The organism is Haemophilus haemolyticus (genome assembly GCF_003352385.1).
GTDB lineage: Bacteria > Pseudomonadota > Gammaproteobacteria > Enterobacterales > Pasteurellaceae > Haemophilus > Haemophilus haemolyticus_I.
This window is the reverse complement of the sequence record NZ_CP031243.1, coordinates 781,356-806,547: the sequence shown is the minus strand read 5'-3', so window position 1 is coordinate 806,547 and position 25,192 is coordinate 781,356. Positions and strand designations below refer to the sequence as shown.

22 protein-coding genes are annotated in these 25,192 nt (G+C 37.6%); 12 read left to right on the top strand and 10 right to left on the bottom strand.

The features are described 5' to 3' along the window. The first annotated feature begins 105 nt into the window (after positions 1–105). From DV428_RS04125 to bamJ, 3 genes are all read left to right on the top strand, one after another. Positions 106–2,814, top strand: coding sequence for an autotransporter outer membrane beta-barrel domain-containing protein (locus DV428_RS04125; RefSeq protein ID WP_114908779.1), 2,709 nt, complete (start codon positions 106–108; stop codon positions 2,812–2,814). A 149-nt stretch (positions 2,815–2,963) separates the two neighbouring features. Beyond that, positions 2,964–3,833 carry an archaetidylserine decarboxylase gene (gene asd, locus DV428_RS04120; RefSeq protein WP_162790814.1) on the top strand — a complete coding sequence of 290 codons (870 nt, stop codon included), beginning with the start codon at positions 2,964–2,966 and terminating at the stop codon, positions 3,831–3,833. A 25-nt stretch (positions 3,834–3,858) separates the two neighbouring features. Continuing rightward, complete coding sequence (bamJ, locus tag DV428_RS04115; protein WP_114908777.1) at positions 3,859–4,482, top strand: BamJ family beta-barrel-assembly machinery protein; 624 nt, start codon at positions 3,859–3,861, stop codon at positions 4,480–4,482. Between the two features lie 60 nt (positions 4,483–4,542). On the opposite strand, the gene DV428_RS04110 is transcribed toward bamJ, so the two are convergent. From DV428_RS04110 to suhB, 5 genes are all read right to left on the bottom strand, one after another. Next, positions 4,543–5,745, bottom strand: a complete 1,203-nt coding sequence (locus tag DV428_RS04110; protein ID WP_114908776.1) for a BaiN/RdsA family NAD(P)/FAD-dependent oxidoreductase — start codon at positions 5,743–5,745, stop codon at positions 4,543–4,545. Further along, a complete protein-coding gene (gene nrfF, locus DV428_RS04105) occupies positions 5,742–6,887 on the bottom strand; it encodes a heme lyase NrfEFG subunit NrfF (protein ID WP_114908775.1) in 1,146 nt (381 codons plus the stop codon). The genes DV428_RS04110 and nrfF overlap by 4 nt, the downstream gene beginning before the upstream one ends. Next, positions 6,884–7,414 (bottom strand): DsbE family thiol:disulfide interchange protein, encoded by a 531-nt coding sequence (locus DV428_RS04100; protein ID WP_114908774.1) that lies wholly within the window; start codon positions 7,412–7,414, stop codon positions 6,884–6,886. The genes nrfF and DV428_RS04100 overlap by 4 nt, the downstream gene beginning before the upstream one ends. Further along, positions 7,414–9,321, bottom strand: coding sequence for a heme lyase NrfEFG subunit NrfE (gene nrfE, locus DV428_RS04095; protein WP_114908773.1), 1,908 nt, complete (start codon positions 9,319–9,321; stop codon positions 7,414–7,416). The genes DV428_RS04100 and nrfE overlap by 1 nt, the downstream gene beginning before the upstream one ends. A gap of 109 nt (positions 9,322–9,430) precedes the next feature. Continuing rightward, on the bottom strand, positions 9,431–10,234 hold the full coding sequence (suhB, locus tag DV428_RS04090; protein WP_046941986.1) for an inositol-1-monophosphatase: 804 nt from the start codon (positions 10,232–10,234) through the stop codon (positions 9,431–9,433). Between the two features lie 199 nt (positions 10,235–10,433). Here suhB and DV428_RS04085 point away from each other — a divergent pair, with 199 nt between their 5' ends. The 8 genes from DV428_RS04085 to degS all read left to right on the top strand — a co-directional run bounded on the left by DV428_RS04085 (position 10,434) and on the right by degS (position 18,688). Further along, on the top strand, positions 10,434–10,952 hold the full coding sequence (locus tag DV428_RS04085) for a type II secretion system protein (protein WP_053466044.1): 519 nt from the start codon (positions 10,434–10,436) through the stop codon (positions 10,950–10,952). After that, complete coding sequence (locus tag DV428_RS04080) at positions 10,946–11,665, top strand: PulJ/GspJ family protein (protein ID WP_053466076.1); 720 nt, start codon at positions 10,946–10,948, stop codon at positions 11,663–11,665. Before DV428_RS04085 ends, DV428_RS04080 begins: the two co-directional genes overlap by 7 nt. Then, on the top strand, positions 11,662–12,345 hold the full coding sequence (locus DV428_RS04075) for a DUF2572 family protein (protein WP_114908772.1): 684 nt from the start codon (positions 11,662–11,664) through the stop codon (positions 12,343–12,345). The genes DV428_RS04080 and DV428_RS04075 overlap by 4 nt, the downstream gene beginning before the upstream one ends. Continuing rightward, a complete protein-coding gene (locus tag DV428_RS04070; protein ID WP_162790813.1) occupies positions 12,338–12,625 on the top strand; it encodes a DUF5374 domain-containing protein in 288 nt (95 codons plus the stop codon). The genes DV428_RS04075 and DV428_RS04070 overlap by 8 nt, the downstream gene beginning before the upstream one ends. Positions 12,626–12,672: 47 nt before the next feature. Then, complete coding sequence (recC, locus tag DV428_RS04065) at positions 12,673–16,032, top strand: exodeoxyribonuclease V subunit gamma (RefSeq protein WP_114908770.1); 3,360 nt, start codon at positions 12,673–12,675, stop codon at positions 16,030–16,032. 62 nt (positions 16,033–16,094) lie between these two features. Then, positions 16,095–16,544, top strand: a complete 450-nt coding sequence (nrdR, locus tag DV428_RS04060; RefSeq protein WP_046949673.1) for a transcriptional regulator NrdR — start codon at positions 16,095–16,097, stop codon at positions 16,542–16,544. Between the two features lie 2 nt (positions 16,545–16,546). Further along, a complete protein-coding gene (gene ribD, locus DV428_RS04055; RefSeq protein WP_114908769.1) occupies positions 16,547–17,665 on the top strand; it encodes a bifunctional diaminohydroxyphosphoribosylaminopyrimidine deaminase/5-amino-6-(5-phosphoribosylamino)uracil reductase RibD in 1,119 nt (372 codons plus the stop codon). Beyond that, on the top strand, positions 17,666–18,688 hold the full coding sequence (gene degS / locus DV428_RS04050; RefSeq protein ID WP_114908768.1) for an outer membrane-stress sensor serine endopeptidase DegS: 1,023 nt from the start codon (positions 17,666–17,668) through the stop codon (positions 18,686–18,688). A gap of 44 nt (positions 18,689–18,732) precedes the next feature. Here degS and DV428_RS04045 read toward each other — a convergent pair whose 3' ends face one another. The 5 genes from DV428_RS04045 to radC form a co-directional block, all read right to left on the bottom strand. After that, a complete protein-coding gene (locus DV428_RS04045; protein WP_153066473.1) occupies positions 18,733–21,147 on the bottom strand; it encodes an autotransporter family protein in 2,415 nt (804 codons plus the stop codon). A 452-nt stretch (positions 21,148–21,599) separates the two neighbouring features. Beyond that, on the bottom strand, positions 21,600–22,415 hold the full coding sequence (mutM, locus tag DV428_RS04040; RefSeq protein ID WP_114908766.1) for a DNA-formamidopyrimidine glycosylase: 816 nt from the start codon (positions 22,413–22,415) through the stop codon (positions 21,600–21,602). Between the two features lie 71 nt (positions 22,416–22,486). After that, entirely contained in the window at positions 22,487–22,657 is a 171-nt protein-coding gene (gene rpmG / locus DV428_RS04035) for a 50S ribosomal protein L33 (protein ID WP_005613503.1), read from the bottom strand. A gap of 11 nt (positions 22,658–22,668) precedes the next feature. Then, positions 22,669–22,905 (bottom strand): 50S ribosomal protein L28, encoded by a 237-nt coding sequence (gene rpmB / locus DV428_RS04030; RefSeq protein ID WP_005542826.1) that lies wholly within the window; start codon positions 22,903–22,905, stop codon positions 22,669–22,671. 213 nt (positions 22,906–23,118) lie between these two features. After that, positions 23,119–23,784 (bottom strand): RadC family protein, encoded by a 666-nt coding sequence (radC, locus tag DV428_RS04025; RefSeq protein WP_005631435.1) that lies wholly within the window; start codon positions 23,782–23,784, stop codon positions 23,119–23,121. A gap of 163 nt (positions 23,785–23,947) precedes the next feature. Between radC and coaBC the strand changes: the two genes are divergently transcribed. Then, positions 23,948–25,150 (top strand): bifunctional phosphopantothenoylcysteine decarboxylase/phosphopantothenate--cysteine ligase CoaBC, encoded by a 1,203-nt coding sequence (gene coaBC / locus DV428_RS04020; RefSeq protein WP_114908765.1) that lies wholly within the window; start codon positions 23,948–23,950, stop codon positions 25,148–25,150. The last annotated feature ends 42 nt before the right edge of the window (positions 25,151–25,192 follow it).

Below are 25,192 nucleotides of genomic sequence, written 5' to 3'. Positions count from 1 at the left end.
TAGCGCATAAAATAATACCCCAAAGAATATCCTACTGAGAACGGTTATCAATGAATAGCCTATTAGTACATCTCAACTAAAAAAATCAAAAGGAACAAAATAACTATGAAATATAAAAAATCGTCGTTTCTCTTTGTTATTTTACTTCTCGTTCAAGCGACAACTGGTGAATCTGCTACTGCGGATGGACAAGTTCTTGAAAAACAAAGGTTCACAGCGGTAGTAGCCACAAAAAATCAAGAAAATAAAGGAAAAGTATTAGATTATAGTGCAAAGGATGAACCAATTAATGCCTTGGTTGTTGCAGCTTATGAAGGGAAAAATGAAGTCACTGTTAAGGGAAATGGAACAATCAGTGATACTATTGCTAACCAAACCGATGTAGCAGCATCAAAATGGAAAAATTTTGATGGAACGGAAGTGAAAGCACCAGCACACTGGACGATAGTCAAAGACAAACCTATAGGCTATGTGAGCGCAAATAGATATAGGTTACAAAGTGCTGCTGAAAATGCAGGTTTTCTATTAGCCGATAATAGCTATAAGGGGCATAATGATATTACCTTAGAAAATGTGTCGATTAAAACCATAAATTCTAGGCATTCTATCTTTGGAAACCAAACGTTGACCACAGATGGTAAGGGAATGTCTGACACGACGATTACTTTTAAAGGGACGAACTATCTCTTTACAGATGGATCTAAGGTGACTAATAATCCGGAAATGAATGGCATTGAGTTGTTAAAAAGCGATAACACCTTAATGAATGCACCAGGACAAAAAAGCCATACCCATATCAAATTAGAGAAGGATTCTACCCTTAATATTTATACAGTATCTGGTACGACAAAAGCGCGTGGGATTGGTACCACCCACTATAGAAATGTAAATATAACAAATACGGGTCCTAGGAGAACTGTTATTAATCAAACGGAAATGGATTTTTATGGAGCTGTAAATATCAAGGTAGACCGTGGTAACAAGATGAATGCAGAAAATTACGGTGTTTATGTAGGGGGGTTACCGAAAAAAGGTCCGAGAAGTGATGAGGAACCTGATGAATCTTACGATCGTGTTACTTTCTATGGTGATGTGAAAATAGATGTGCAACCTGTACTTGATGAAAACGGAAAACAAAAATCTATCGGGGATGCATTAAATGTAGATGGGAAAAATAGTAAAGCTGAAATTAAAGGAGATGGAAAGGTACAAATCGACGGAGATATTCACGCTCTGAATGGGGGTAAAATTGAATTAAACTTAAAAAATAAAGATTCTTACTTCCACGGAGAAGCTCATATTGGTAAACAAAGATATACTGGTGATCCCGATGATCCTAATAATCTGCCTCATGGACAACCTCTGTTTGAAGAAAACCGTGATGGTCCAGATCCTGATAAAGCTAATACTAAATTTAATTTTACTATGACTAATGGAGCACGATGGGATGCTACAAATACATCAAAATTGAATAACTTTCATATCTCCAATGGTGCTACCGTAAACTTTGGCAATCCTAAGCGGAATATTAATATCTCTGTGGAAAATTTGAAAGGTGATGGTGGTACTTTCAATATGCAAGGTGACATTATGAAAGGCACTGCGGATAGACTGATTGTCCGTGATTCCAGCGAAGGTCATCATAAGGTTAATTATAAAGACGATGGCAGTGCGCCTACCAAGGGAGATGAGCATCTATTACTCGTAGAATTTAAAACACCAGACAAATCAAAAGTCAAAGGGGATTTTGCCTTAAAGACAGGTACTACCGACCAAGGGGCTTATGAGTTTACTTTGACAGATCCAAGTGGTTCCAAAATTGTAAACATCCCTGCCGGTAAAGACTATTACCTAAATCCTACAGGTCGTTTAAGCACTGGTGCACAAGGTGCGGTAATTTTAGGCGATATTATTTATCAATCTAATTTGACTTTAACTGAAAGTTTACATCAACGCTTAGGCGAAATTCATTTCAATAAAAATATCACCAAACAAAGTCAGATTTGGGCAAAAAATATTGATGGCCAATACGTTAGTAAAGGAAGTATTAAAGTTAGCGGATATACCAATAACTACCTAGGCTTAAAAATTGGCTATGATTGGATAAACGCAAGAGGAAATTGGATAAATTATAATGGTCTCTCATTTGGATATATCAGTTCCGCTGCAAAATCACAAACATATCCAGGCAAAATTAAACTTAATGGCACAGAATTAGGCTTATATTCTTCTTGGTTAAACAAGGAAAACGACTGGTATTTTGATTTCTTTACGAAAGCAATAAGTTATAGTGGCGGTTATGACTTAGTTAGCCCGTCAAAAAAATCGGTTAAATCCCCGACAATACGCACTTTTACTTATATACTTTCCGCAGAAACAGGGAAACGTATTAACTTAAGTGAAACAGCTGAACGTGTAATCTATTTACAACCAGAGGCTCAATTATCCTATCATGCTACAAAAGGATATGATTTCACAGTATCAAACAAGCTAATGGTTGAAACGGAAAAAGTAAGAAGTTTAGTAGGACGAATTGGCTTTAGAGCTGGATTAGATTATTTCAACGAAAAAGAGATTCACCCTTATATTAAACTCATGTATAGACGAGAATTTCTTAGTGAAATGAAATATACGTTTAATAAAGTGGCCGTTGAGAAAATATTAAATAAAGGTAATTGGCTAGAATATGGATTAGGCTTGTCTTATATGAATAAAGCTAAAAATACCCAAGTTTATTTTGAAGCACAAAGCTCAACAATTCACCGCTTCAAACAAAATTGGCAAGCTCATATTGGCATAAGATACTTGTTCTAACTAATATTTTACTGTGGCACACGCTTTCAACGTGTGCCAATTTTTTTACCTAGGCTATTAAAATAACGCCCCCAAAACCACCAAAAAAGTTGGCACATTGATAAAAATTGCTATAATCACGCCTCTTTTTTTAACAAGGAAAGATAATGATGACTTCAAATTCTTATTGGCAACGCTTGAAAGTGGCATTTCAATATGTCATGCCGCAAATTTATTTAACTCAAATTGCAGGCTGGTTTGCTAAACAAAAATGGAGTGTGCTAACCCATGTTGTAATTAAAGCTTTTGCGAAAAAATACAACATTGATATGAGCATTGCGCAAAAAGAAAAATTTTCTGATTACGCAAGTTTTAATGAATTTTTTATTCGTCCGTTAAAAGAAAACGCGCGTCCAATCAATCAAAATCCTACCGCACTTTGTTTACCAGCAGACGGTCACATTAGCGAGTGCGGTCATATTGACGATAATCTTTTATTACAAGCTAAGGGGCATTTTTTCAGCCTAGAAGACTTACTGGCAGAAGATAAAGAATTAGTGGAAACCTTTAAAAATGGTGAATTTGCCACTACTTATCTTTCTCCTCGTGATTACCACCGAGTGCATATGCCGTGCGATGGTACACTACGCAAAATGATTTATGTGCCGGGTGATTTATTCTCTGTGAATCCATTTTTAGCCCAACATGTACCGAATTTATTTGCGCGTAATGAACGCGTGATTTGTGTATTTGATACTGAATTTGGCACAATGGTACAAATTTTAGTCGGTGCAACCATCACTGCAAGTATTGGCACAACTTGGGCGGGCGTAATTAATCCACCTCGCCACAATGAAGTGAAAACTTGGACTTATGAAGGCGAAAGTGCAGTCAAATTATTGAAAGGTCAAGAAATGGGTTGGTTCCAACTTGGTTCGACAGTAATTAATTTATTCCAAACAAATCAAGTCCGTTTAGCTGATCATTTAAGCGTCAACGAACCTGTTCGCATGGGCGAAATCTTGGCATATAAAAAATAATTTTTTAACGAAAGGAAAATATCAAATGAATTTTGAACAAGTAAAATTAGAAAGCGTTTCTGAAAAAGGTAGCTACGGTATTGGTTTGCAAATTGGCCAACAATTAGCGGATAGCCAAATGGGAATCACCATTGAAGCTGTAGCGAAAGGTATTTTTGACGCATTAAATCATAATCAACCAGCATTAGACATCAATGAGTTAATGCATTCGGTTCAGGCACTTCAACAACAAGCCGCAGAAGCACAACAAGCACAATTTAAAGCCATTGAAGAAGAAGGCAAAAAATTCTTAGAAGAAAATGCGAAAAAAGCGGGCGTAAACGTAACAGACAGCGGTTTGCAATACGAAATCATGACTGAAGGCAATGGCGCAAAACCATCTGCAACAGATAAAGTGCGTGTACACTACACTGGTACATTACCAGATGGTACGGTGTTTGATAGCTCTGTTGCTCGTGGTACGCCAGCTGAATTTCCTGTAAACGGCGTAATTCGTGGTTGGGTTGAAGCATTACAAATGATGCCGGTAGGTTCTAAATGGAAACTCACTATTCCACACGAACTTGCTTATGGTGAACGTGGCGCTGGCGCATCAATTCCGCCATTCTCGACACTCGTATTTGAAGTAGAATTATTAGATATTCTTTAATCTAAAATAAAAAGGAGGATATTTTTATCCTCCTAAATAAACAATCTGAACGTTCTCACTCTATTCCGCAATCGCCATTGCACAAGCATAAGCCGAGCTCCACGCCCACTGGAAGTTATAACCACCGAGCCAGCCTGTTACATCCAATACTTCACCAATAAAATACAAGCCGCTTACTTGGTTGCTTTCCATTGTTTTAGAAGAAATTACTTTAGTATCTACACCGCCCATTGTCACTTCAGCCGTTCGATAGCCTTCCGTGCCATTTGGAGTAAATTCCCAGTGATGAATAAAATCCACCAGATTTTTTACCCGCACTTTGCTGATGTTAGCAATAACTTCATCTTGCATAAGCCCTTGTTCAATCCAAAGCTCGACCAATTTTTTCGGCAATAATCGAACCAAGATGCTTTTCAACATTTGTTTTGGTGAAGATTGTTTTGCTTGATTAATTTCTTCTTCCAAATTGTGGTTCGGTAATAAATCGATTTCCACTGACTCAGTGGGCTGCCAATAATTAGAAATTTGCAACACCGCAGGGCCTGAAATACCACGATGAGTAAACAAAAGCTGGTTGTGAAACGATTTTCCGCACTGGGCTGTGATCGTGACTGGCAAGCTAATGCCTGAAAGTGCGGTTAAAAATTTATCTATTTCTCGATAAGTAAAGGGCACCAAACTCGCGCGTGGAGGAATAACAGGAATGCCAAATTGTTCCGCGATTTGGTAGCCAAATGGCGTTGCGCCAAGCCCCGGCATAGAAAGCCCACCTGCCGCGACAATCAAATTTTTACATTGCCATTGGGTTGAATTTACCTGTAAAACAAACCGCACTTTTTCATCATTTTGAATCCGTTCAACTTGAGAAACTTCGCTACGCAATAAAATCTTAGCACCATATTTATCGCATTCAGATATCAGCATTTCAACGATTTGTTCTGCGCCATTATCGCAAAATAATTGCCCCAATTCCTTTTCGTGATAAGCAATCCCCTGCTCCGCCACTAAAGAAATAAAATCCCAATTGGTATAACGAGCAAGGGCAGATTTGACGAAATGAGGATTTTGTGAAAGATAATGAGCAGGCGTAACCTCTAAATTGGTGAAATTACAAAACCCTCCGCCTGACATCAAAATCTTACGTCCGATTTTTTTGCCGTTGTCGAAAACTGTCACCGACTTGCCTAGCTTAGCCAACTGTGCGGCACAAAATAATCCTGCCGCCCCTGCACCAATAATAATATTTTCAGAATATTGGCTCACGGATTTTGCCCTTTTTCACCACGTTGTAAAAAATCCAACATCTTCATTCGTTGAATAACGGAACGACGCTCCACTGCCGCATTACCAGAATCTAACAATTGCTGTAAATACGCACTGGCTTGTGGATATTGACGATTTTCTAAGGCAATTGTCGCCAACAAAGAAAGGCTAGATACTTCATTTTTATCTTTTGCCAACGCTTCATTCAAAAGTTGTTCTACTTTTGGGGTCATTTGCTGGCCTGCTTGATAATAAAGTGCGGTGGCTGCCAAGCCTAAAATATTAGGTTTACTGCCTGATATTTTTTCTGCATTAGAATAAGCAACAAGCGCACTATCAAATTCATTATTCTGCACATAGGCTTCCCCAAGTTGAAGCCAAGTTTCCGCATTATTCGGATCAGTTCGCAGTTTATTTTGGATCTTCTCAATCACATTTTCATTTTTGTGTTCATCATTCATTTCAACATTTTGATTATGTTGCTCAATCATTGATTGCTCGCCTTGTTGAACACGACTAAAACGATCAAGAGAAAAATAATAAACGGTTGGAATAGCAATTAATAAAAAGAAAACCACAAAAGAAAGTTTATGATTACTTTTCCCAAAGAAATCTGTCCTTTCTTCCTTTTGCTTAGGATCCAAATGAGGCTCAGCATTAACAGAAAAATATCGCTGTTCTTTTTCCAACGCACTTCCCTTCTCGACTGAAGATAAAGCCGATTTTTTTCTATTTGAGAAATAAAGCAATGCGGCAGCTAAAATTAAAAGAGCGATTGGCAACAGCCACAATAACGCAGTATTCCATTTGAATGGCGGTTTATAATTCACAAAATCACCAAATCTAGCGGTCATTTGATCGATAATTTGCTGATTAGTTTTTCCTTCGTCCACCATTTTGTACACTTCAAGACGCAAGTCATAAGCAATTGGAGAATTAGATTCCACCAAATTTTGGTTTTGACATTGCGGGCAGCGTAAAGATCTTGCCAACTCTACGGCGCGAGTACGATCATCTTGATTTTGGAATTGATAGGTATCCACCATTTCCGCTTGAGTAAACAAGGAAAATGCGAATAAAAGTGCGGTTGCAAAAACAAATGTTTTTTGAACTCGAGTAAAAATATCTAATAGGCTTTTCATTTGTTCTTCAATGCTTCAATTTTTGGCAAAAATACCGTTTGCCAAGTTTCTTTATCCAGTAAACCAGAATGGCGATAACGAATCACACCATTTTCATCCACAAGATAAGTTTCTGGCGCACCATCTACACCTAATTTTAATCCCAATTCCCCATGGCTATCATCAATGGTGAAGACGAACGGATTGCCCATTCGCTTAAGCATTTCAATGCCATTTTGAGGATTGTCGCGATAATCCACGCCCACAATAGGCAACGTTTTTGCAATCTCAATTAACAACGGATGTTCTTCTTTGCAATAACCACACCAACTACCCCACACATTTAGTAAAAATGGCTGTTTAGGAAAATCTTTCGGGCTTACGATTTGCGATGGCTCATGTAAATTAGCCTGATAAAACTCTGGCACAGGTTTATCAATTAAAGCCGACGCAATTTTTTTCGGATCTTGATTTAACCCTGCAATTAATAATACGCACACGCCTAAAAGCAAAAAGAGCGGTGCAAAAAAGATAAGTTTTTTGTTCATTATTTTTCCTGTTTTCTGCGTAATCCGAAAACGCTACAAAGTGCGCCAAAGGCCATTAAAATACCGCCAGCCCAAAGCCAACGAATCAGCGGTTTATAATGTAAGCGGAAAGTAAATTCTCCTTTGCCGAGAGAATCACCCATCACAATATATAAATCCCCCCAGAAACCGCCATCAAGCCCCACTTCACTCATCGTCATTGTTCGCACATCGTAATAACGGCGCTCTGGGATAATTTCTGCATAAGGTTTGCCATTTTCAGTTACATCAAAAAAGGCAACTTCTGCCGTAAAGTTTGGACCGATTTCATTAGAAAATTGACGATAGTGAAATTCATATTGTCCCAGCGTTTGACTTTGTTGCGGTGCTAAACGCACACCAATTTCACTGCCAAAATAACCGCTCATCACCGCACCAATGGTCACAATCGCCACACCACAGTGCGCTAAAATCATACCAAATTGAGACAAACGAATTTGTCGCCAATTTTGCCATAAAGTGACGAACAAAAGCCAAATCGCAAGAGTCAATAACACAAAAGCGAAAGCATGAAAATTTAATGCAGAATTATTGCGTAGCTGTTGCCAAATCATCAAGCCTGCAAGAATTAAAGACGGAATCAACAACCATACACAACGTATCAATAATACGCGCTCAAATTGCACCCAACGAATGGTAAGGGAAATCACCATCAAGATTAAAACTACCGTAATAATTGGGAAGAAAATACTATTAAAATAAGGACTTCCCACTGAAATTGAGCCCCAATTCATTGCTTGGAATAACATCGGGTAAAAGGTGCCTAAAAAAGTAGAAACAGTGGCAATGGTAAGCAAAATATTCAGCAATAAAATGCCACCAGATTTAGAAACGAACTGAAATTTCATCGCACTTTCTGATGAACTGCCCGCTCGTAAAGCAAATAAACCAAAGGCTAACACTGTCAAAACAAAGAAAATTAATAACAACACATAACCGCGCGTGTTATCCAATGCAAAAGCGTGCACAGAAGTGAGTGCGCCAGAACGAACAATAAACGTGCCTAATATGCTAAAGGCAAAAGCAAGCAGAGAAAAAAGCGTTGTCCAATAACTAAATACGCCTTGTTTTTCCGTTGCCATTAAACTGTGTAATAACGCCAAACCAAGCAACCAAGGCATTAAAGACGCATTTTCTACGGGATCCCAGAACCACCAACCGCCCCAGCCGAGCTCGTAATATGCCCACCAAGCACCAAGCACAATGCCAATGGTTAAAAATAACCAAGAAAACAACACCCAGCCACGCATTGAACGTGCAATTTTCCGCGCTGACTGGTTATAAATCAACGCACTCAAACTCATTGCAAAATTCACCGCAAAGCCCACATAGCCAACATATAACAATGGTGGATGGAAAATTAATCCCACATCTTGCAACATTGGATTAAGATCGCGCCCTTCTGCTGGTGCAGGGAAAATACGTCCAAATGGATTGGAATAAAATAAGATAAATGCTGCAAAACCGAAGCAAATCAATCCCAATAAAGATAAAGATTGAGCGGAAAAAGTGCGGTCATTTTTTCGATTAAAAAAAGCAAAAGCAGCAAGCCATAAACTCAATGAAAATAACCAAAACAACATTGAACCTTCATGCCCGCCCCAAGTGGCAGCCACTTTAAAAAATGTAGGTAATTGGGAATTAGAATGTGCCGCTACATATTCAAGGGTAAAGTCATCTACCGCAAAAGAATAAGCAAGCAAACCAATTGAGAATGTCGTCGCAAGGGTAAAAATATAACTAAGCGGCCAGGCGGCATTAATTAAAGTAGGATTTTTTTTGAATAACCCAAATTGAGGCACTAACGCAAGAAAAAACGCGCTAGCTGTTGCGAGTAAAAGAAGGAAAAAGCCAAGTTCTGGAAGCATAATGTCGTCGTTTTTTTCGTTGATGCGCAGATAAAGTCGCTAATCAAGTATGTTTCATTAATAAAATTAAAAATAGCACCTTAAATAGGTGCTATTGTGCTTATAAAAATTAATGATTAAATTCAGCACCTAAACAAGGACGAATTTTATTTAACATTTCTTTTATTACGCGTGATGGTGCAGCGATAATATTGCCACTGCGTAAGTAGCCGTTACCTGCATCAAAATCACAGACTAAACCACCCGCTTCACGCACGATTAAATCGCCAGCTGCGCAATCCCATGCTTTTAAGCCCATTTCAAAATAACCATCAATACGGTTTGAAGCCACATAACATAAATCTAATGCAGCAGAACCAGTGCGACGGAAATCCGCGGCATCTTCAATTAAGGCATTCATCATTGCAAATTGAGTTGGCATTAATTTTGGTTGTTTGAATGGGAAACCAGTCGCTAAAATTGAACCTTGAATTTCGCGTTTACTATCTACACGCAAACGTACTTCGTTTAATTTTGCGCCTTCACCACGCACAGCGGTAAATAATTCATTACGGATTGGATCGTAAACAACCCCGACTTCAGTGCGATTTTTTACACGAATTGCGATAGACACGGCAAAATGAGGAAGGCCCGTCATAAAATTGCGGGTACCATCTAGTGGATCAATCACCCATTGTACATCGCTATCTTTGCCTTCAAGCGCACCTGTTTCTTCGCTAATGATGGTGTGGTCAGGATAAGATTTACGAATAATTTCAATGATTTCTGCTTCTGCCGCTTTATCAACGTTTGTCACATAATCATTAATACCTTTTTGTGTGCTTTCGATAGCATCACGGCGTTCATAATTTTTAGCAATCACATTGCCCGCTTTTCGTGCCGCGCGAATGGCGATATTTAACATTGGATTCATATTTCCACCAGATTTTAAAGAACAGAAAAATTCCGCGCCATTATAGCGAGATTTGCCAAAATAACCAGTTGAAAATTATAAAACAATGGTTTTTATAGGTTTTCAGGAAAAGTTTGCGATACAGATCGCAAAAATAGCATGAAGTGATTTTTCCATTAATTATTTACCATTAAAGTGCGGTAGAAAATTGGAGAGTTTTATGCAGAAAGGTGTGACATTAGTGGAATTATTGATTGGGTTAGCAATCATCAGCATTGCGCTGAATTTTGCCGTGCCATTATGGCAAACAGATTCACCTAAAACGATTTTAGCCAAAGAGCAACATCACCTATATTTATTTCTACGCCAAATTCAAGCACGGGCTGAAAATTCATCGGAAGTGTGGTTTTTACTTATCAATCGTAACCTTGCGACACAACAATGGTGCTTAACGGCACAAGTAAAAAATGATCAAACTTGCGATTGTTTAAACCCAACAAACTGCCCGAAAGAGGTTTATGCTCATTTTTACTATCCTTATTTCCCTAAAAAAACGATGATTCAAAGCCAGTACCTTTATCCTAAAGAAATTACAAGATTTTATGGGGCTCGTAATACGAGTGTTACTCGTTGTTTTATTCTACAAGCGGAAAATGAACGTACATTATTTTCATTTTTCAATGTTGGCAGTATTCGTTTGAAAACCAATCAAGCGGCTAGTGCATGCAATCAATCATGAAAACATTATTAAAAGGGCAAACCCTATTAGCACTAATGATTTCTATGGCGTTATCGTCTTTATTATTGCTGAGCATTTCGCATTTTTATGTGCAAATACAAACGCAAAATCAACAGATGTTATTGCATTTAAAACTACAAGCAGAATTACAACGAACATTACAGCTTATTGGTAAAGATCTTCGTCGATTAGGATTTAGAGCATTAAATACAAAAGGAAAAGAAAGCAATTTATCTTTATTTGAATTAGATGAACAAGGCACGTCCATTTTCATTAGCCAAGAAGATAACGCCCCACTTAATAGTTGCGTGTTGTTCTTTTATGATTTAAATAAAAATGGCTGTATTGGCAAAGATTCACCGAAAACCTGTATGAAAAATGGGAAAAATACATCTAAAAACAGTACAGAAGAATTATTCGGTTATAAAGTGAGTAACAAAATGATAAAAACCAAACTGACTTATCAAAGTGTTATTCCAACTAATTGCACAGCAGAAACTTGTAAACGAGCTTTTCAACAATCGGCTTGCAACGCTGGGGGAGGTTGGACGGATTTATTAGACAATAATGAATACGAAGTCACTACCCTACAATTTAATTGGTTAATCGAAGGAAAAGGATTAGAAATTAAGCTGAAAGGAAATTTAAAACAAACCCCAAACATCAGTTATGAAACCTCCCTTGTCGTTGCGCTCTGGAATCAAAAACAATGACAATACAAAAAGGCATTATTACGCTGACTATTCTGATTTTTATTTCAGGTTTATTAACCGTAATCTTATTGTTGGATGACAGTCATTTAAGTTTTTTTCGTGCGCAACAAAATCAACGAAAACACTATGTAGAAAGAACATTACAACTGCAAAAAATGACAGAGGAGAAAAAACAAACTGCCTGTCTTAATTTACCGTTAAATAATAATGAAAGTGTAAAGCAAATCAGCATCACTCTTGATGGTGCCACCGATGCAATTCAATATTTTCTTTGGTGTGAAAGAATGAGCCTATTTAAAAAATCGCCCACAAAAGGCGATAATCAAGGTGCATTGAAAGATTTTATTCACACAGAAAAACTAACGGATTTTCGACCGCGCTTTTCTTCCCCTCCCAGAATTTTAAACGTGAATAAAACACCTAAGCTTTATTGGTTTTCAGATTCTCAAGTGGAAGTTGAAATTAATGGCACTGTGTCTGCTGTATTAATTGCAGAGGGAGATTTAAAACTAACGGGCAAAGGGAGGATTAGTGGCGCGGTGATCACCAACGGAAATCTAACTTTAGATGGGGTGACTTTGGCCTATGGAAAACCTGTCGTAACAACCTTAGTGCAACAATATAGTCAGTGGCAGTTGGCAGAAAAAAGTTGGAGTGATTTTAATGTTCCAGATGAATAAAGGCATGTCGCTCACTACCCTATTATTTTCTTTGGCTTTATTTAGCGTTTTATTTATTGCTTTCAATCAATGGACGGCAAGCCAAAGAAAAAGTGCGGTGAAAACTTATCAAGATTTTCAGGCGATACAGGTTGCGGAGAATCAAGCTCAACGCCAATTTTTAGGATTAGCTTGTGAACAATTAATACAACAAAATGGCTTAACTTTTCGCGTTCAATGTGAAAACGAACGCGTCATTGTGCGTTATCCTATGGGTGAAATTTCGATAAAAACTAAGTAAAATGTGGCTTGTCTTTTTCTAAATCAAATCCTCAAAAGGTTGCCATTGTGTTCATTGTTTACTACTCTAATCAACTCGAAAAACAAAAAGAAATTCTTTCTTCCTTATTCAAATCTTTACCTCCAGAAGATCCTTTTCAGCAAGATATTATCTTGGTGCAAAGCCCGGGTATGGCGCAATGGCTGCAAATTGAATTAGCGAAAGAAACAGGCATTTCAGCTAACTTAAAATTTCCTATGCCAGCAAGTTTTATTTGGCAACTTTATGCTCAAAATTTACCCGCAACGGCATTAGAAAACCCTTTTGATAAAGATTCAATGACATGGCGTTTAATGCGATTAATCCCGACTTTTCTCGAGAAAGAAAGTTTTTCACCTTTACGCAATTATTTAGCGTCCTCGCCACATTCTGAACAATACAAACTTTATCAACTCAGCAGCAAAATTGCTGATTTATTTGACCAATATTTAGTTTATCGACCAGAATGGATTTTTGCTTGGGAAAAAGACGAAGATGAACAAATTACTGCTCAAATACAAAAACAACAACCTAACCTCAACAATACATTGTTTGAGCAAATTCAAGGCAATACACAATGGCAAGGTGAGTTATGGCGTGCATTGGTTGTCGATGTTAAATCGGATGTTGGTGATGCCACACATCGAGCGGCCTTGCATAATCAGTTCTTAGCCTTGCTTGCCGATAAAAAAGCACCGAAAAAATTACCCTCACGCATATTTATTTTTGGTATTCCTGCGCTTCCAACTGCTTATCTCAATATTTTGCAAGCCATGTCATTAGAAGTGGATATTCATTTATTTTTTAATAATCCCAGCCAAGAATATTGGGGTGATATTAGCGATTTACGCCTTAATTATTTGCGTTCTCGCAAGCGTTATCAATTCAATAAACAAGATGAAAATCAACCGCTCTTTTCCGAGAATCAACTTTCTCAACTAGAAAACGCTCAGTTTGATGTCACTTATCAAAAAGAAAACCTTCAAATAGGTAATCCGTTACTGGCTGCTTGGGGAAAAATGGGGCGAGATTTTCTCTATACATTGGTGAGAGATGAAGAACATATTCCAACTTATCCCGTCAATGCTTATCAAGAAATTAAATCGAACCGTTTACTTGGACAATTGCAATCTCAAATTCTGCATTTAGAAAATAAACCGCTAAATATCGCAAAAAATGACCGCACTTTAACCCTACATTCTTGCCACAGTGCTATGCGGGAAGTGGAAGTCTTGCACGATTATTTACTCGATTTATTCAATCAAGATCCTAACCTTACGCCAAAAGATGTGGTTGTTATGGTGGCAGATATAAATCAATACACGCCTTATATTCAGGCAGTTTTCGGGCAACAAAATGGAAATGCCCCACAAATTCCATTTTCACTTTCAGATAATAAACTTTCAGAAAGTGATGTGTTGGTATCAAGTTACTTAACTTTATTACGCTTAAAAGAAAGCAATTTTAGTGCGGAAGATGTGTTAGCGTTGTTGGATATTCCTGCGATGCGAGAACGATTTAATATTTCTCTTGCTGATTTACCATTAGTGCGAGAATGGGTGGCGGATTCAGGAATTCGTTTCGGTCTGCAAAAAAATCAAGATGGCATCAATTTCAATTCTTGGCAGGCTGGATTAGAACGAATGATTTTAGGCTATGCGATGCGTGAAGAACACGGCATTTGGCAAGATAGTTTGGGGTTAAACAGCAGCTATGGCTTAAAAGGTGAACTTGCTGGAAATTTATCTCACTTTTTCACCACACTTTCCTCGCTGCATGAAACCCTGCAACAAGCACATTCCATCGAAAAATGGCAAGAAATTTTAACCGCACTTTTATCAGATTTCTTCGTACAAAATGAAGACACAAGTGACACGATTTTCTATATTCAAGAGAAAATTAATGAATTAGCTGAGCATCTAAAAACGCTCCATTTTACTGAAGAATTACAAGCAGACGTGATTGCCGATGTCATCACAATGAAATTGGAAGATGCGCCAAATAGCCTCAAATTCCTTGCAGGAAAAGTAAACTTCTGCACCTTATTACCAATGCGTTCAGTGCCATTTAAAGTAGTTTGTTTACTTGGAATGAATGATGCGGATTACCCAAGAACACAAACACCAAACAGTTTTGATTTAATGCAATATCATTATCAAAAAGGCGACCGTGTTCGCCGTGATGATGATCGCTATTTGTTCTTAGAAGCCTTATTAGCCGCACGTAATTATTGCTATATCAGCTATGTTGGGCGTTCCATTACAGATAATCAACCGAAAGAACCATCCGTATTGGTAAGCCAACTGTTGGATTATATTAATCAAGGTCAAAGTGAAAATGTCCTTACTGTCATTGAACATCCAATGACCGCATTTAGCCCAGATAATTTCAAAAACAACGAAAAATTTACCCGCTCTTTTGCGACAAAATGGTTGCCAATAGCACAATTTGACGCAAGTGTAAGTAATTCGGAATTTGCGGTCACGATGACAGAAAACCCAGAAAAAATCGAAGAAATTGAACTGGATCGTTTAGTCAGCTTTGTGGAAAACCCAGTGAAATTTTTCTTTGAAAAACAACTTGGTGTTTATTTCCGCGATGAAGATGATCATATTGCTGACAGTGAAAACTTTACCTTAAATGGCTTGGATAATTATTCGTTTAATAATGATTTAATCTATATGGATGAACAAAATTTTGCTGATTATTTTAGACAAGCAGAAGTAAAAGGCGTGTTACCTCGAGCTGAATTTGGAAAAGTTTATGCTGAAAATATTCGAGACAATGTTTTGGAATTTAAAAAGAAAATAGCGGATCTTGGCGAAGCCAAACATGCTTCTATTGATTTAAATATTGCCGTAGATTGGCAAAATAAAAATCAAGAAATTCGTCTATTTGGTTATATGGAGCCTTTATTTGGCGATGATTCACAAGTCATTCAGTGGCATTTTGCAAAATACAAAGATCGCTATTGTATCCGTCCTTGGATTTATTATTTGATTCAATGTGTCACACAAGAAAATGCGGTGCCAGCAAAATTAATTACGCAAGATAAGGTTATCGAATTACCGCCTATTGAGCGTGAAGCCGCTCTCGCTCAATTAAAAATTTACGTAAAAGATTATTTACAAAGCCAAATAGAAATTCAATTGGTGCCAACAGTAAGAAATATAAGTGATTTTATTGTAAGTGATGAAAATTCCGTTTCTGAAAAACTTCAGGAATTAACTGAAAGTAATGGTTTCGGGGCAAAAGCTGATCCATATTGGTCACGCATATTGGCGCAGACCTCAAGATTTGAACAACCTGAAAATATTAAAAAATTATTAAAACAAACAAAAGATTGGTTTGGCTTATTATTCGTACAAAAGAAAACAAGAAAGGCATAAAGCTAATCGTCAAAGAACCGATTTTTTGCTAAGATAACGGCCCTTTTTACGGAGAATTGTCTATGCGCTGTCCATTTTGTTTTACAGAAGAAACCAAGGTAATTGATAGCCGTTTGGTATCGGATGGCTATCAGGTTCGCCGCCGTCGTGAGTGCGGTCATTGTCATGAGCGTTTTACCACCTTTGAAACAGCCGAATTAATCGTACCAAAAATTATTAAAACTGACGGCACTCGAGAGCCGTTCAATGAAGATAAATTACGCAGTGGTATTCAGCATGCGTTGGAAAAACGCCCTGTAAGTGCGGATGATGTTGAACAAGCAATTAACCATATAATTTTTCAATTACGTGCGACGGGTGAACGTGAAGTACCAAGTAAACTGGTTGGAAAACTCGCGATGAATGAGTTAAAAAAACTCGATAAAGTGGCTTATATTCGTTTTGCATCGGTCTATTTGAGTTTTGATAACATTAATCAATTCACCAAAGAAATTGAGAACCTAAAGGATTAATCATGAGCGAATTTTCCGCACAAGATCGCAAATTTATGCAACGCGCCTTGGATTTAGCCGCCAAAGGACAATATACCACCACACCGAATCCATCGGTGGGATGCATATTGGTAAAAAATGGTGAAATTGTGGGGGAAGGCTTCCATTTTAAAGCGGGGCAACCTCATGCTGAACGTGTTGCCTTAGCTCAAGCTGGCGAAAATGCAAAAGGTGCAACCGCTTACGTCACCTTAGAGCCCTGCTCTCATTATGGTCGCACACCGCCTTGTGCATTAGGATTAATCGAGGCTGGTATAGTTAAAGTCATTGCAGCTATGCAAGATCCGAATCCTCAAGTCGCAGGGAAAGGTTTGAAAATGTTGTCTGATGCAGGTATCGAAAGTGCGATGAATTTATTAAACGATCAAGCGGAAAAAATAAATAAAGGCTTTTTAAAACGAATGCGTCAAGGTATGCCTTTTGTTCAACTCAAACTCGCCATGAGTTTAGATGGACGAACAGCAATGGCAAGCGGAGAAAGTAAATGGATTACGGGCCCTGATGCTCGTTCGGACGTTCAAAAAATGCGTGCAAAATCATCCGCACTTTTATCCACTTCTGCGACAGTACTTGCAGATGATCCAAGTCTGAACGTACGCTGGGATGAATTTCCTGAAAATCTTAAAACAGAATATAAAAAAGAAGATCTTCGCCAGCCTGTGCGAGTCATTTTAGATTCACAACATCGCATTCAGCCGACTCATAAACTTTTTTTAACTCATTCTCCCGTTTGGTTAGTCTCTAGTGAAACACGAGATTTAACAGGCTTTCCTGATTTCTGTGAACAAATTATTCTTCCAAAAGAAAATTTACTAAAAGAATTAATGCGAGAACTGGGAAAACGACAAATCAATACCCTTTGGGTAGAAGCTGGAGCAAATTTAGCGGGTAGTTTAATTGATGCAAAATTAGTAGATGAATTGATTATTTACGTTGCGCCCAAATTACTTGGCGACAATGCTCGTGGTTTATGCCAATTACCGAATTTAACTAAACTTGCCGATGCACCATTATGGCAACTCAATGAATTAGAACAAATCGGTGACGATATAAAATTAACTTACACACCGAAAGGAATCTAAATGCTTAAAAAACTTTTCCATTCCGCGCTTTGGGGCTTGGCTGCTGCGGGCGTGATTTTGTTTGCGGTTCCAAGGCTGAATAACAGCAATATTTTCACTTCAGACGATATTATATCGTTCAAAAATGCAGTGCGTATTGCTTCTCCAGCAGTAGTGAATGTTTATAACCGCTCTTTTTCTTCCGCCAGCATTAATGATAATGATCAGCTACAAGTGAATAACTTAGGTTCTGGCGTGATTATGAGTAAAGATGGCTATATTCTGACGAATAAACACGTTATCCAAAATGCGGATCAAATTGTAGTAGCGTTACAAAACGGGAATATTTTTGAGGCTAGTCTTGTCGGTTCAGATAACCTCACCGATCTCGCTGTTCTCAAAATTCGTGCAAATAATCTTTCAACTATTCCACAAAATTCAAATCGTCAGGCTCACGTTGGTGATGTGGTATTAGCAATCGGTAATCCCTACAACTTAGGGCAAAGCGTATCACAAGGTATTATTAGCGCCGTGGGACGTAATGCCGTAGGTGATTCTGTTGGCAGACAAAACTTCATCCAAACCGATGCTTCAATTAACCGCGGCAACTCAGGTGGCGCATTAATTAATTCTGCAGGGGAATTAGTTGGAATCAGCACGCTAAGTATTGGCAAAACCGCCAATGAAATCGCAGAAGGGCTAAATTTTGCCATTCCAATGGATATTGCAAATGATGTTTTACAGAAAATCATACGAGATGGACGTGTGATTCGAGGTTATTTTGGCGTGCAAAGTGACATCAGTTCAAGTAGTGAAGAAGGCATTGTAATCACTGGCGTAAGCCCGAACAGCCCAGCAGCGAAATCAGGTATTCAAGTTGGCGATGTGATTTTGAAATTAAATAATCAAGAAGGCATTTCAGCCCGAGAAATGATGCAAATTATCGCAAATACAAAACCTAATTCAAAAGTTCTCGTCACCATTCTACGATTAGGCAAAATCTTACAACTTCCTGTTGTCATCGAAGAATTTCCAGTAAATTAAAGGTGGATAAAAATCCACCTTTCCAAACAATTCAATAATATAAATTAGAAGCGATAAGATACGCCTAAATTATATCGAATATCACGATAATTATGGGTTCCCATGTAATAACCTACATTTGTCCATACGGAAAGATTATCTGTGATATGCCATTTATCAATCCCGACCTCAATATTTTTCAGATCTTTTATCCCTTTAATTGAAATCGCTTTTTCATCAGTGACTACACTTGTTTGATTTGTATGATGCCACCAATTTAATGCCAAATAAGGTTCGCCATGATTTGGGTGTTTTAATGATTGTTGGTAAAAACGCACACCTAAACGTGTAATGAAATAACGAGGGTTTAACACAGCCAATTCTTCACCCATATCTGGTTTATGGAAGTGATTGTAAATAACCTGACCTTGTGGCTGTACGTAATAAGTATAATTATCCGTTTGCTTTAATAACTTATTGTATCCAGCCTCTAATGAAGCCTGAAGTGCGGTCGTTTTATAATCCGATCTTCCATCACTTGTATTCACTTTAGTTTTTAAGCGATTCACTTGGATCCAGCTATCCACATACCAGTTTGGTTTTTCCCATGTTGCGTAGAGCCCTAGAGAATATCCCTTTGTGCTACTACGTACTCTTTCATCATCTTCAACCAAATAAGTTTCTGATTTTTGATGACCTAAACTCACATAGGCACCTGCTGTAAATTTGCTGGTTCCCTTGTTATATTTCAACGCATCATATCCCAACTGTAGGGTATCTGAATGAGCATCGGCTTTTGAATCTACACCATTAAGCTGATATTTCATATTGTGATGATAAACTCTCACCCAAGCTGTATGCTCCTCTGGTAATTTATCTTTCGCTACGCGATCATGGAATGTGTGAGTAAACAAATTCTGACTTGCAGCAAAGCCCGATACAATGCCTGCCACTTCCTTACGGAAAGTCGGGAGTTGTTCTAAATACCAATTACTATAGCCATCCGTATCATTTGCCACATTATAAAACTTATACTTGTAGCGACCATATTTTGATTCAACGAGAGAAAACGCATTTTCATCCGATGATTGGGTTTTAACCAATTTCACTCGATTTTTCATTTTAGCCACTAACTTTGTCGGATCCCTAAACTCAATTTTAGTCGTACCACTTGCTTTTCCACCGACATCAAGTAAATCGAATTCACTTTTGCCCGCACTTGCGTCCACATTCATTTTTAATAGGTTTTTTTCTCCTGCGCCAGTATAGTCCCCTGAAATCACAAGTTTTGTGCCTTGAAGACCATTATTAAATTCAATGGTGCCGCTATTTTCAACATTGCCTGAAGTAGTTAACGTACCTTTTAAATGTACTGTTCCCTGATTTGTAAAATTTCCTTTTACGTCAGCGTTAGACGTAACATTAATAGCACTATTTTCTGAATTTTTTACTTCTGGACTATCTAATGTTCGACCTGCCAACTCAACATTTGCATTATCAAAAGCGATAGATTGATTGAATTTAGCATCATATTTCTTAATATCCCATTTCCCTTGCATTTCTAAATGCTCGAAACCAACATATTTATTGGCTTCAAAATTATGAATTTCATTCTCTTCGTTATCTTTATCTCTGCTTACGACAAGGGTTTCATTGGTTCCATACGCTTCTAAAATATCTTCAATAATTGTTTTTTCATTGACGATAACACGAGTTTCAGCTTGCTTTCGGTCAAGAGAAGAATTCTTTAAAAGTGTAGAATCTTTTAAATCCACTGTTAATTTTTGTGCACCACTATAACTATATATATTTACTAATGCTTTACCGCGATTAACAAATAAGCCCTTATTAGCCGTAAGGAGAAGCCCATCAATCTCACCTGAATTAATAAAATATCCGTCCTTAAATGTCATTTGTATAAGGCCACTTAGCTTTCCACTATTTACTCCATATAAGTTATTTGCGCTAATACGAGGATATTCTCTAAGTTGATCAGTCATGAAGTTTATCAAATCTTCATATGATCTAAAAACTTCATTGAGCCCAGCATTTATATATTCTCGTTTTGATATTGGACGCCCCCCACGAGTATTATTAAACTCTCCCGTATTAGAAAAAAACAAATCGCGCCCCCAAATACTCAGGTCATCTAATTTACCGCTATTTAAGATAGCGGTCTTACGCCCTGAAATATCATGCTTAGATAAAGAGCTTTTATTTTCTAATACCATTCTTCCATTCGTAGCTATCGTCCCTTGAGCATTTGTTGTTATTTTTCCATTATTTTTAAAATAAAAATCATTTTCAGAAATAAAATGTATTGCAGGTTCATTACTTCCTGTTCCTTTTCCAGTAATATTTCCATTATTTTCAATATAAGCGAGATTATTTACGCCAGAACCATATTGTCCATTTTTTACCCAACGCGTAGAAAAAACTTCGGTATAAGATGAAAGATCTGTATTGTTAATCAACTTCAAATTATTAACATTGGGGAACCCACTTCCTATTTGAAATAAATAATAACCTACATTTTCCGTAGGCGTATTATAATGTGAAAATACACTATGAGTTTCATCCCAATTAACATTAGGTCTTCCTTCAGTCTCAAAGTCATATTTAACTTCTTTTTCTTTTTTCTTAATATCCTCAACAGCCTTATTTATATTATCTGTAATAGATTTTTTTCTAGCCTCATACCCTTCCTCGTTAAGAGGTAAAGGTTTATTTTCTTCCGAATTAGAATCCTGAGAATATGCAGGAAAGGAAAGGAAAGGAAAGGAAAGGAAAGGAAAGGAAAGGAAATTTTCACAAATTTCACTATTAATAATCTATTTAATTCCATAATTTTTTTATCCTTGTTTACTTTAGAGAAAGGCTGGAATTATGACTAAATTTCATACAATAATCAATAATGCTTTTGAACTTTATCCTAAGATTTTTTCTGACATTTCGGGCAAAAGAAACTATTACGTTGCCGTATGACTAAACTTTCAATTTTTGTACCGCACTTCGGACAAGGTTTATCTTTATTGCCATATACCAATAACTGTTGTGCAAAATACCCTGGGCGCCCATCTGGCTGCAAGAAATCTTTAAGTGTGGTTCCACCTTGAATAATGGCTTTTCTCAATACATCTTTAATCGTATTCACTAAGGAAATACATTGATTACGGGTCAAATTTTTAACGAGTTTAAGTGGATGAATACCACAAATAAACAAACTTTCATTCGCATAAATATTACCAACGCCCACCACCACAGCGTTATCCATCAAGAAGGTTTTAAGTGCGGTTGATTTTTGACGAGATTTTTTGAATAAATATTCTGCATTAAATTCATCAGAAAGCGGTTCAGGCCCCAGCTTTAAGAAAAGATGAAAGTCATCTAAATTCTCCGCCCACAACCATGCACCGAAACGACGAGGATCGTTATAGCGTAATAATTTGCCATTGTTCATCACAATATCAATATGATCATGTTTATCTATTGCGCTATCCTGTGGCACAATTCGCACCGAACCTGACATGCCCAAATGCCCGATGATATAACCTTTTTCCGTGTGAATAATCAAATATTTTGCTCGACGAGTGAGATCGACAATTTTTACATTTTTTAGCGTTATCAATTCCTCCGATACGGCCCAGCGCAATTTAGGCTGGCGCACGACAACTTTCTCAATCGTAAAATTCTTAAGATAAGGGCTAATACCACGTAGTGCAGTTTCGACTTCGGGAAGTTCCGGCATGATTTGTTCCTTAATAAATCTGGGATACAAAAAAACCCGAACAATGTCGGGCTTTTTCTAAATAAGCAAAATTATTTGATTTTTGCTTCTTTATAAATAACGTGTTTACGCACTACTGGATCAAATTTTTTGATTTCCATTTTTTCAGGCATATTACGTTTGTTTTTATCAGTTGTGTAGAAGTGACCTGTCTCTGCAGTAGAAACTAAACGGATTTTCTCACGAGCGCCTTTAGCTGCCATTTTTTAGCTCCTTAGATTTTTTCGCCACGAGCACGGATTTCAGCTAATACTGCATCAATGCCTTTTTTATCAATAATACGCATACCTTTCGCAGTTAAACGTAAGGTTACGAAACGGTTTTCACTTTCAACCCAGAAACGGTGAGTGTGAAGGTTTGGAAGAAAACGACGACGTGTCGCATTCATCGCGTGTGAGCGGTTATTACCCACAGCTGGACGCTTGCCTGTTACTTGACAAACTCTAGACATAATAATCTCCAATAATTAAATATAAGCTCGAGCTTACGGTTCGGATTGTTTAAAGCCAGTTAAAACTAGCTTGCTACCTCGTCAGGTCGCGCTAATCCGACCCGCTTACTATATTAAAGGTCGCAAATTATACTGGCTTTGTTTTCATTTCTCAAGTGCAAATGCGATTTTCCTGAATGTAATCGGTAAAAAAATGGTCAACATTATAAAAATTTATAATAAAAAGTTCTCTGCAAAAGAATAGCAATCTGTTTTCCCGACAATTAGGTGATCAAGCACTCTGATTTCCATTAGTTCTGCTGACTCCTGAATTTTTTTAGTAATAAGCTGATCCGAATAACTCGGCTCCGTTATACCCGAAGGATGATTATGCGCCAAAATTAAAGCAGCTGCGTTACAATAAAGCGCCTCTTTAATTATTTCCCGAGGATAAACCGCTGATACATTAATTGTACCTAAAAATAACCGCTCTTTTTTAATCAGACGATGTTGATTATCTAAAAATAAAACCATAAACACTTCCCTTTCCTCATGTTGCAATTCTGTGAGTAAAAAAAGTTTTACCGTTTCAGGATCATTAATAATCGGAGTACTCAACATCTCTTGCTTTAAATACCGTTTGGTCATTTCCGTAATCGCTTGCAATTGAATAAATTGCGTAATGCCTAAGCCTTTTACGGAACAGAAGGCTTTTTCATCTGCAGAAAGTAACGCATGCAAGGAACCAAAATGTGATAAGACATTTTTCGAAAGCTGAATGACTGGGCAGCCTTTTATCCCAGTTCGTAAAAAGATCGCCAGCAATTCATAATCAGCGAGAGTTTCTACACCAAATTTAAGCAATTTTTCCCGTGGCATTAAATCATCATTGTTTTCCATAAAATATTAAACACAAAATAGAAAAAATTTTGACCGCTCTTTCCTTGTTTTACGAGTAACTTATACAAAGTCTGCGATATATATCGCAAAAATAGCATTGGGCATTCAATAAAATTAAAGTAAAATAACGAAATTGTGGCTAAGTACTAACAAAGGTTGAAACATGAAATTAAACGGAAGGCATATTGTAGTCGGCATAACTGGTGGAATTGCAGCCTATAAAACAATAGAGTTGATTCGTTTATTACGCAAAGCAAAAGCCGAAGTTCGTGTAGTATTAACCCCTGCTGCGGCAGAATTTGTTACGCCTTTAACTCTTCAAGCCATTTCTGGCAATGCTATCGCACAATCTTTACTTGATCCACAAGCTGAGCTGGCAATGGGTCATATTGAACTTGCCAAATGGGCTGATGCCATTATTATTGCGCCAGCTAGTGCAGACTTTATTGCCCGTCTTACTGTAGGCATAGCGAATGATTTACTTTCAACAATTTGTCTTGCGACTGATGCGCCAATTTTTCTTGCCCCAGCGATGAATCAGCAGATGTATCGCCAAGCCATTACTCAACAAAATTTGACGACTCTTCAAACACGTGGGATTACGCTTATTGGTCCCAATAGTGGTTTTCAAGCTTGCGGTGATATGGGGAAAGGGCGTATGTCAGAACCAGAGGAAATTTTTACCGCACTTTCTGACTTTTTCTCTCAAAAACAGGATCTACAAGGATTAAATATCGCCATTACAGCTGGCCCAACTCGTGAGGCAATCGATCCTGTTCGTTATATTTCTAACCATAGTTCAGGCAAAATGGGATTTGCAATTGCTGAAGCATTTGCCGAGCGCGGGGCGAACGTCACGCTGATTTCAGGGCCAGTGAATTTAACAACACCAAAAAATGTAAATAGAATTAATGTCATCTCAGCACAAGAAATGTGGCAAGCCTCTCTTGAAAGTGCGGTAAAAAATCAAATTTTTATTGGCTGTGCGGCAGTTGCTGATTACAGAGTAGCTGAAGTTGCTGACCAAAAAATCAAAAAATCCGAGGATGAAATATCTATCAAGTTAATTAAAAATCCCGATATTATCTCAGATGTAGGTCATTTAAAAACACATCGTCCTTTTACTGTTGGATTTGCGGCCGAAACCCAAAATGTTGATGATTATGCAAAAGATAAACTTGAACGCAAAAACCTTGATATGATTTGTGCCAACGATGTATCTGGCGGACAAGTTTTTAACGCTGATGAAAATGCCTTGCAGCTTTTTTGGAAAAATGGTCATAAAAAATTATCGCTAAAATCAAAAGTAGAACTTGCCGCTGATTTAGTCAATGAAATCATCGAACGCTATCAAAAAACCTTATAATTCCAACCGCACTTTTACCTAAAAATGAATTTCAAACGGAGT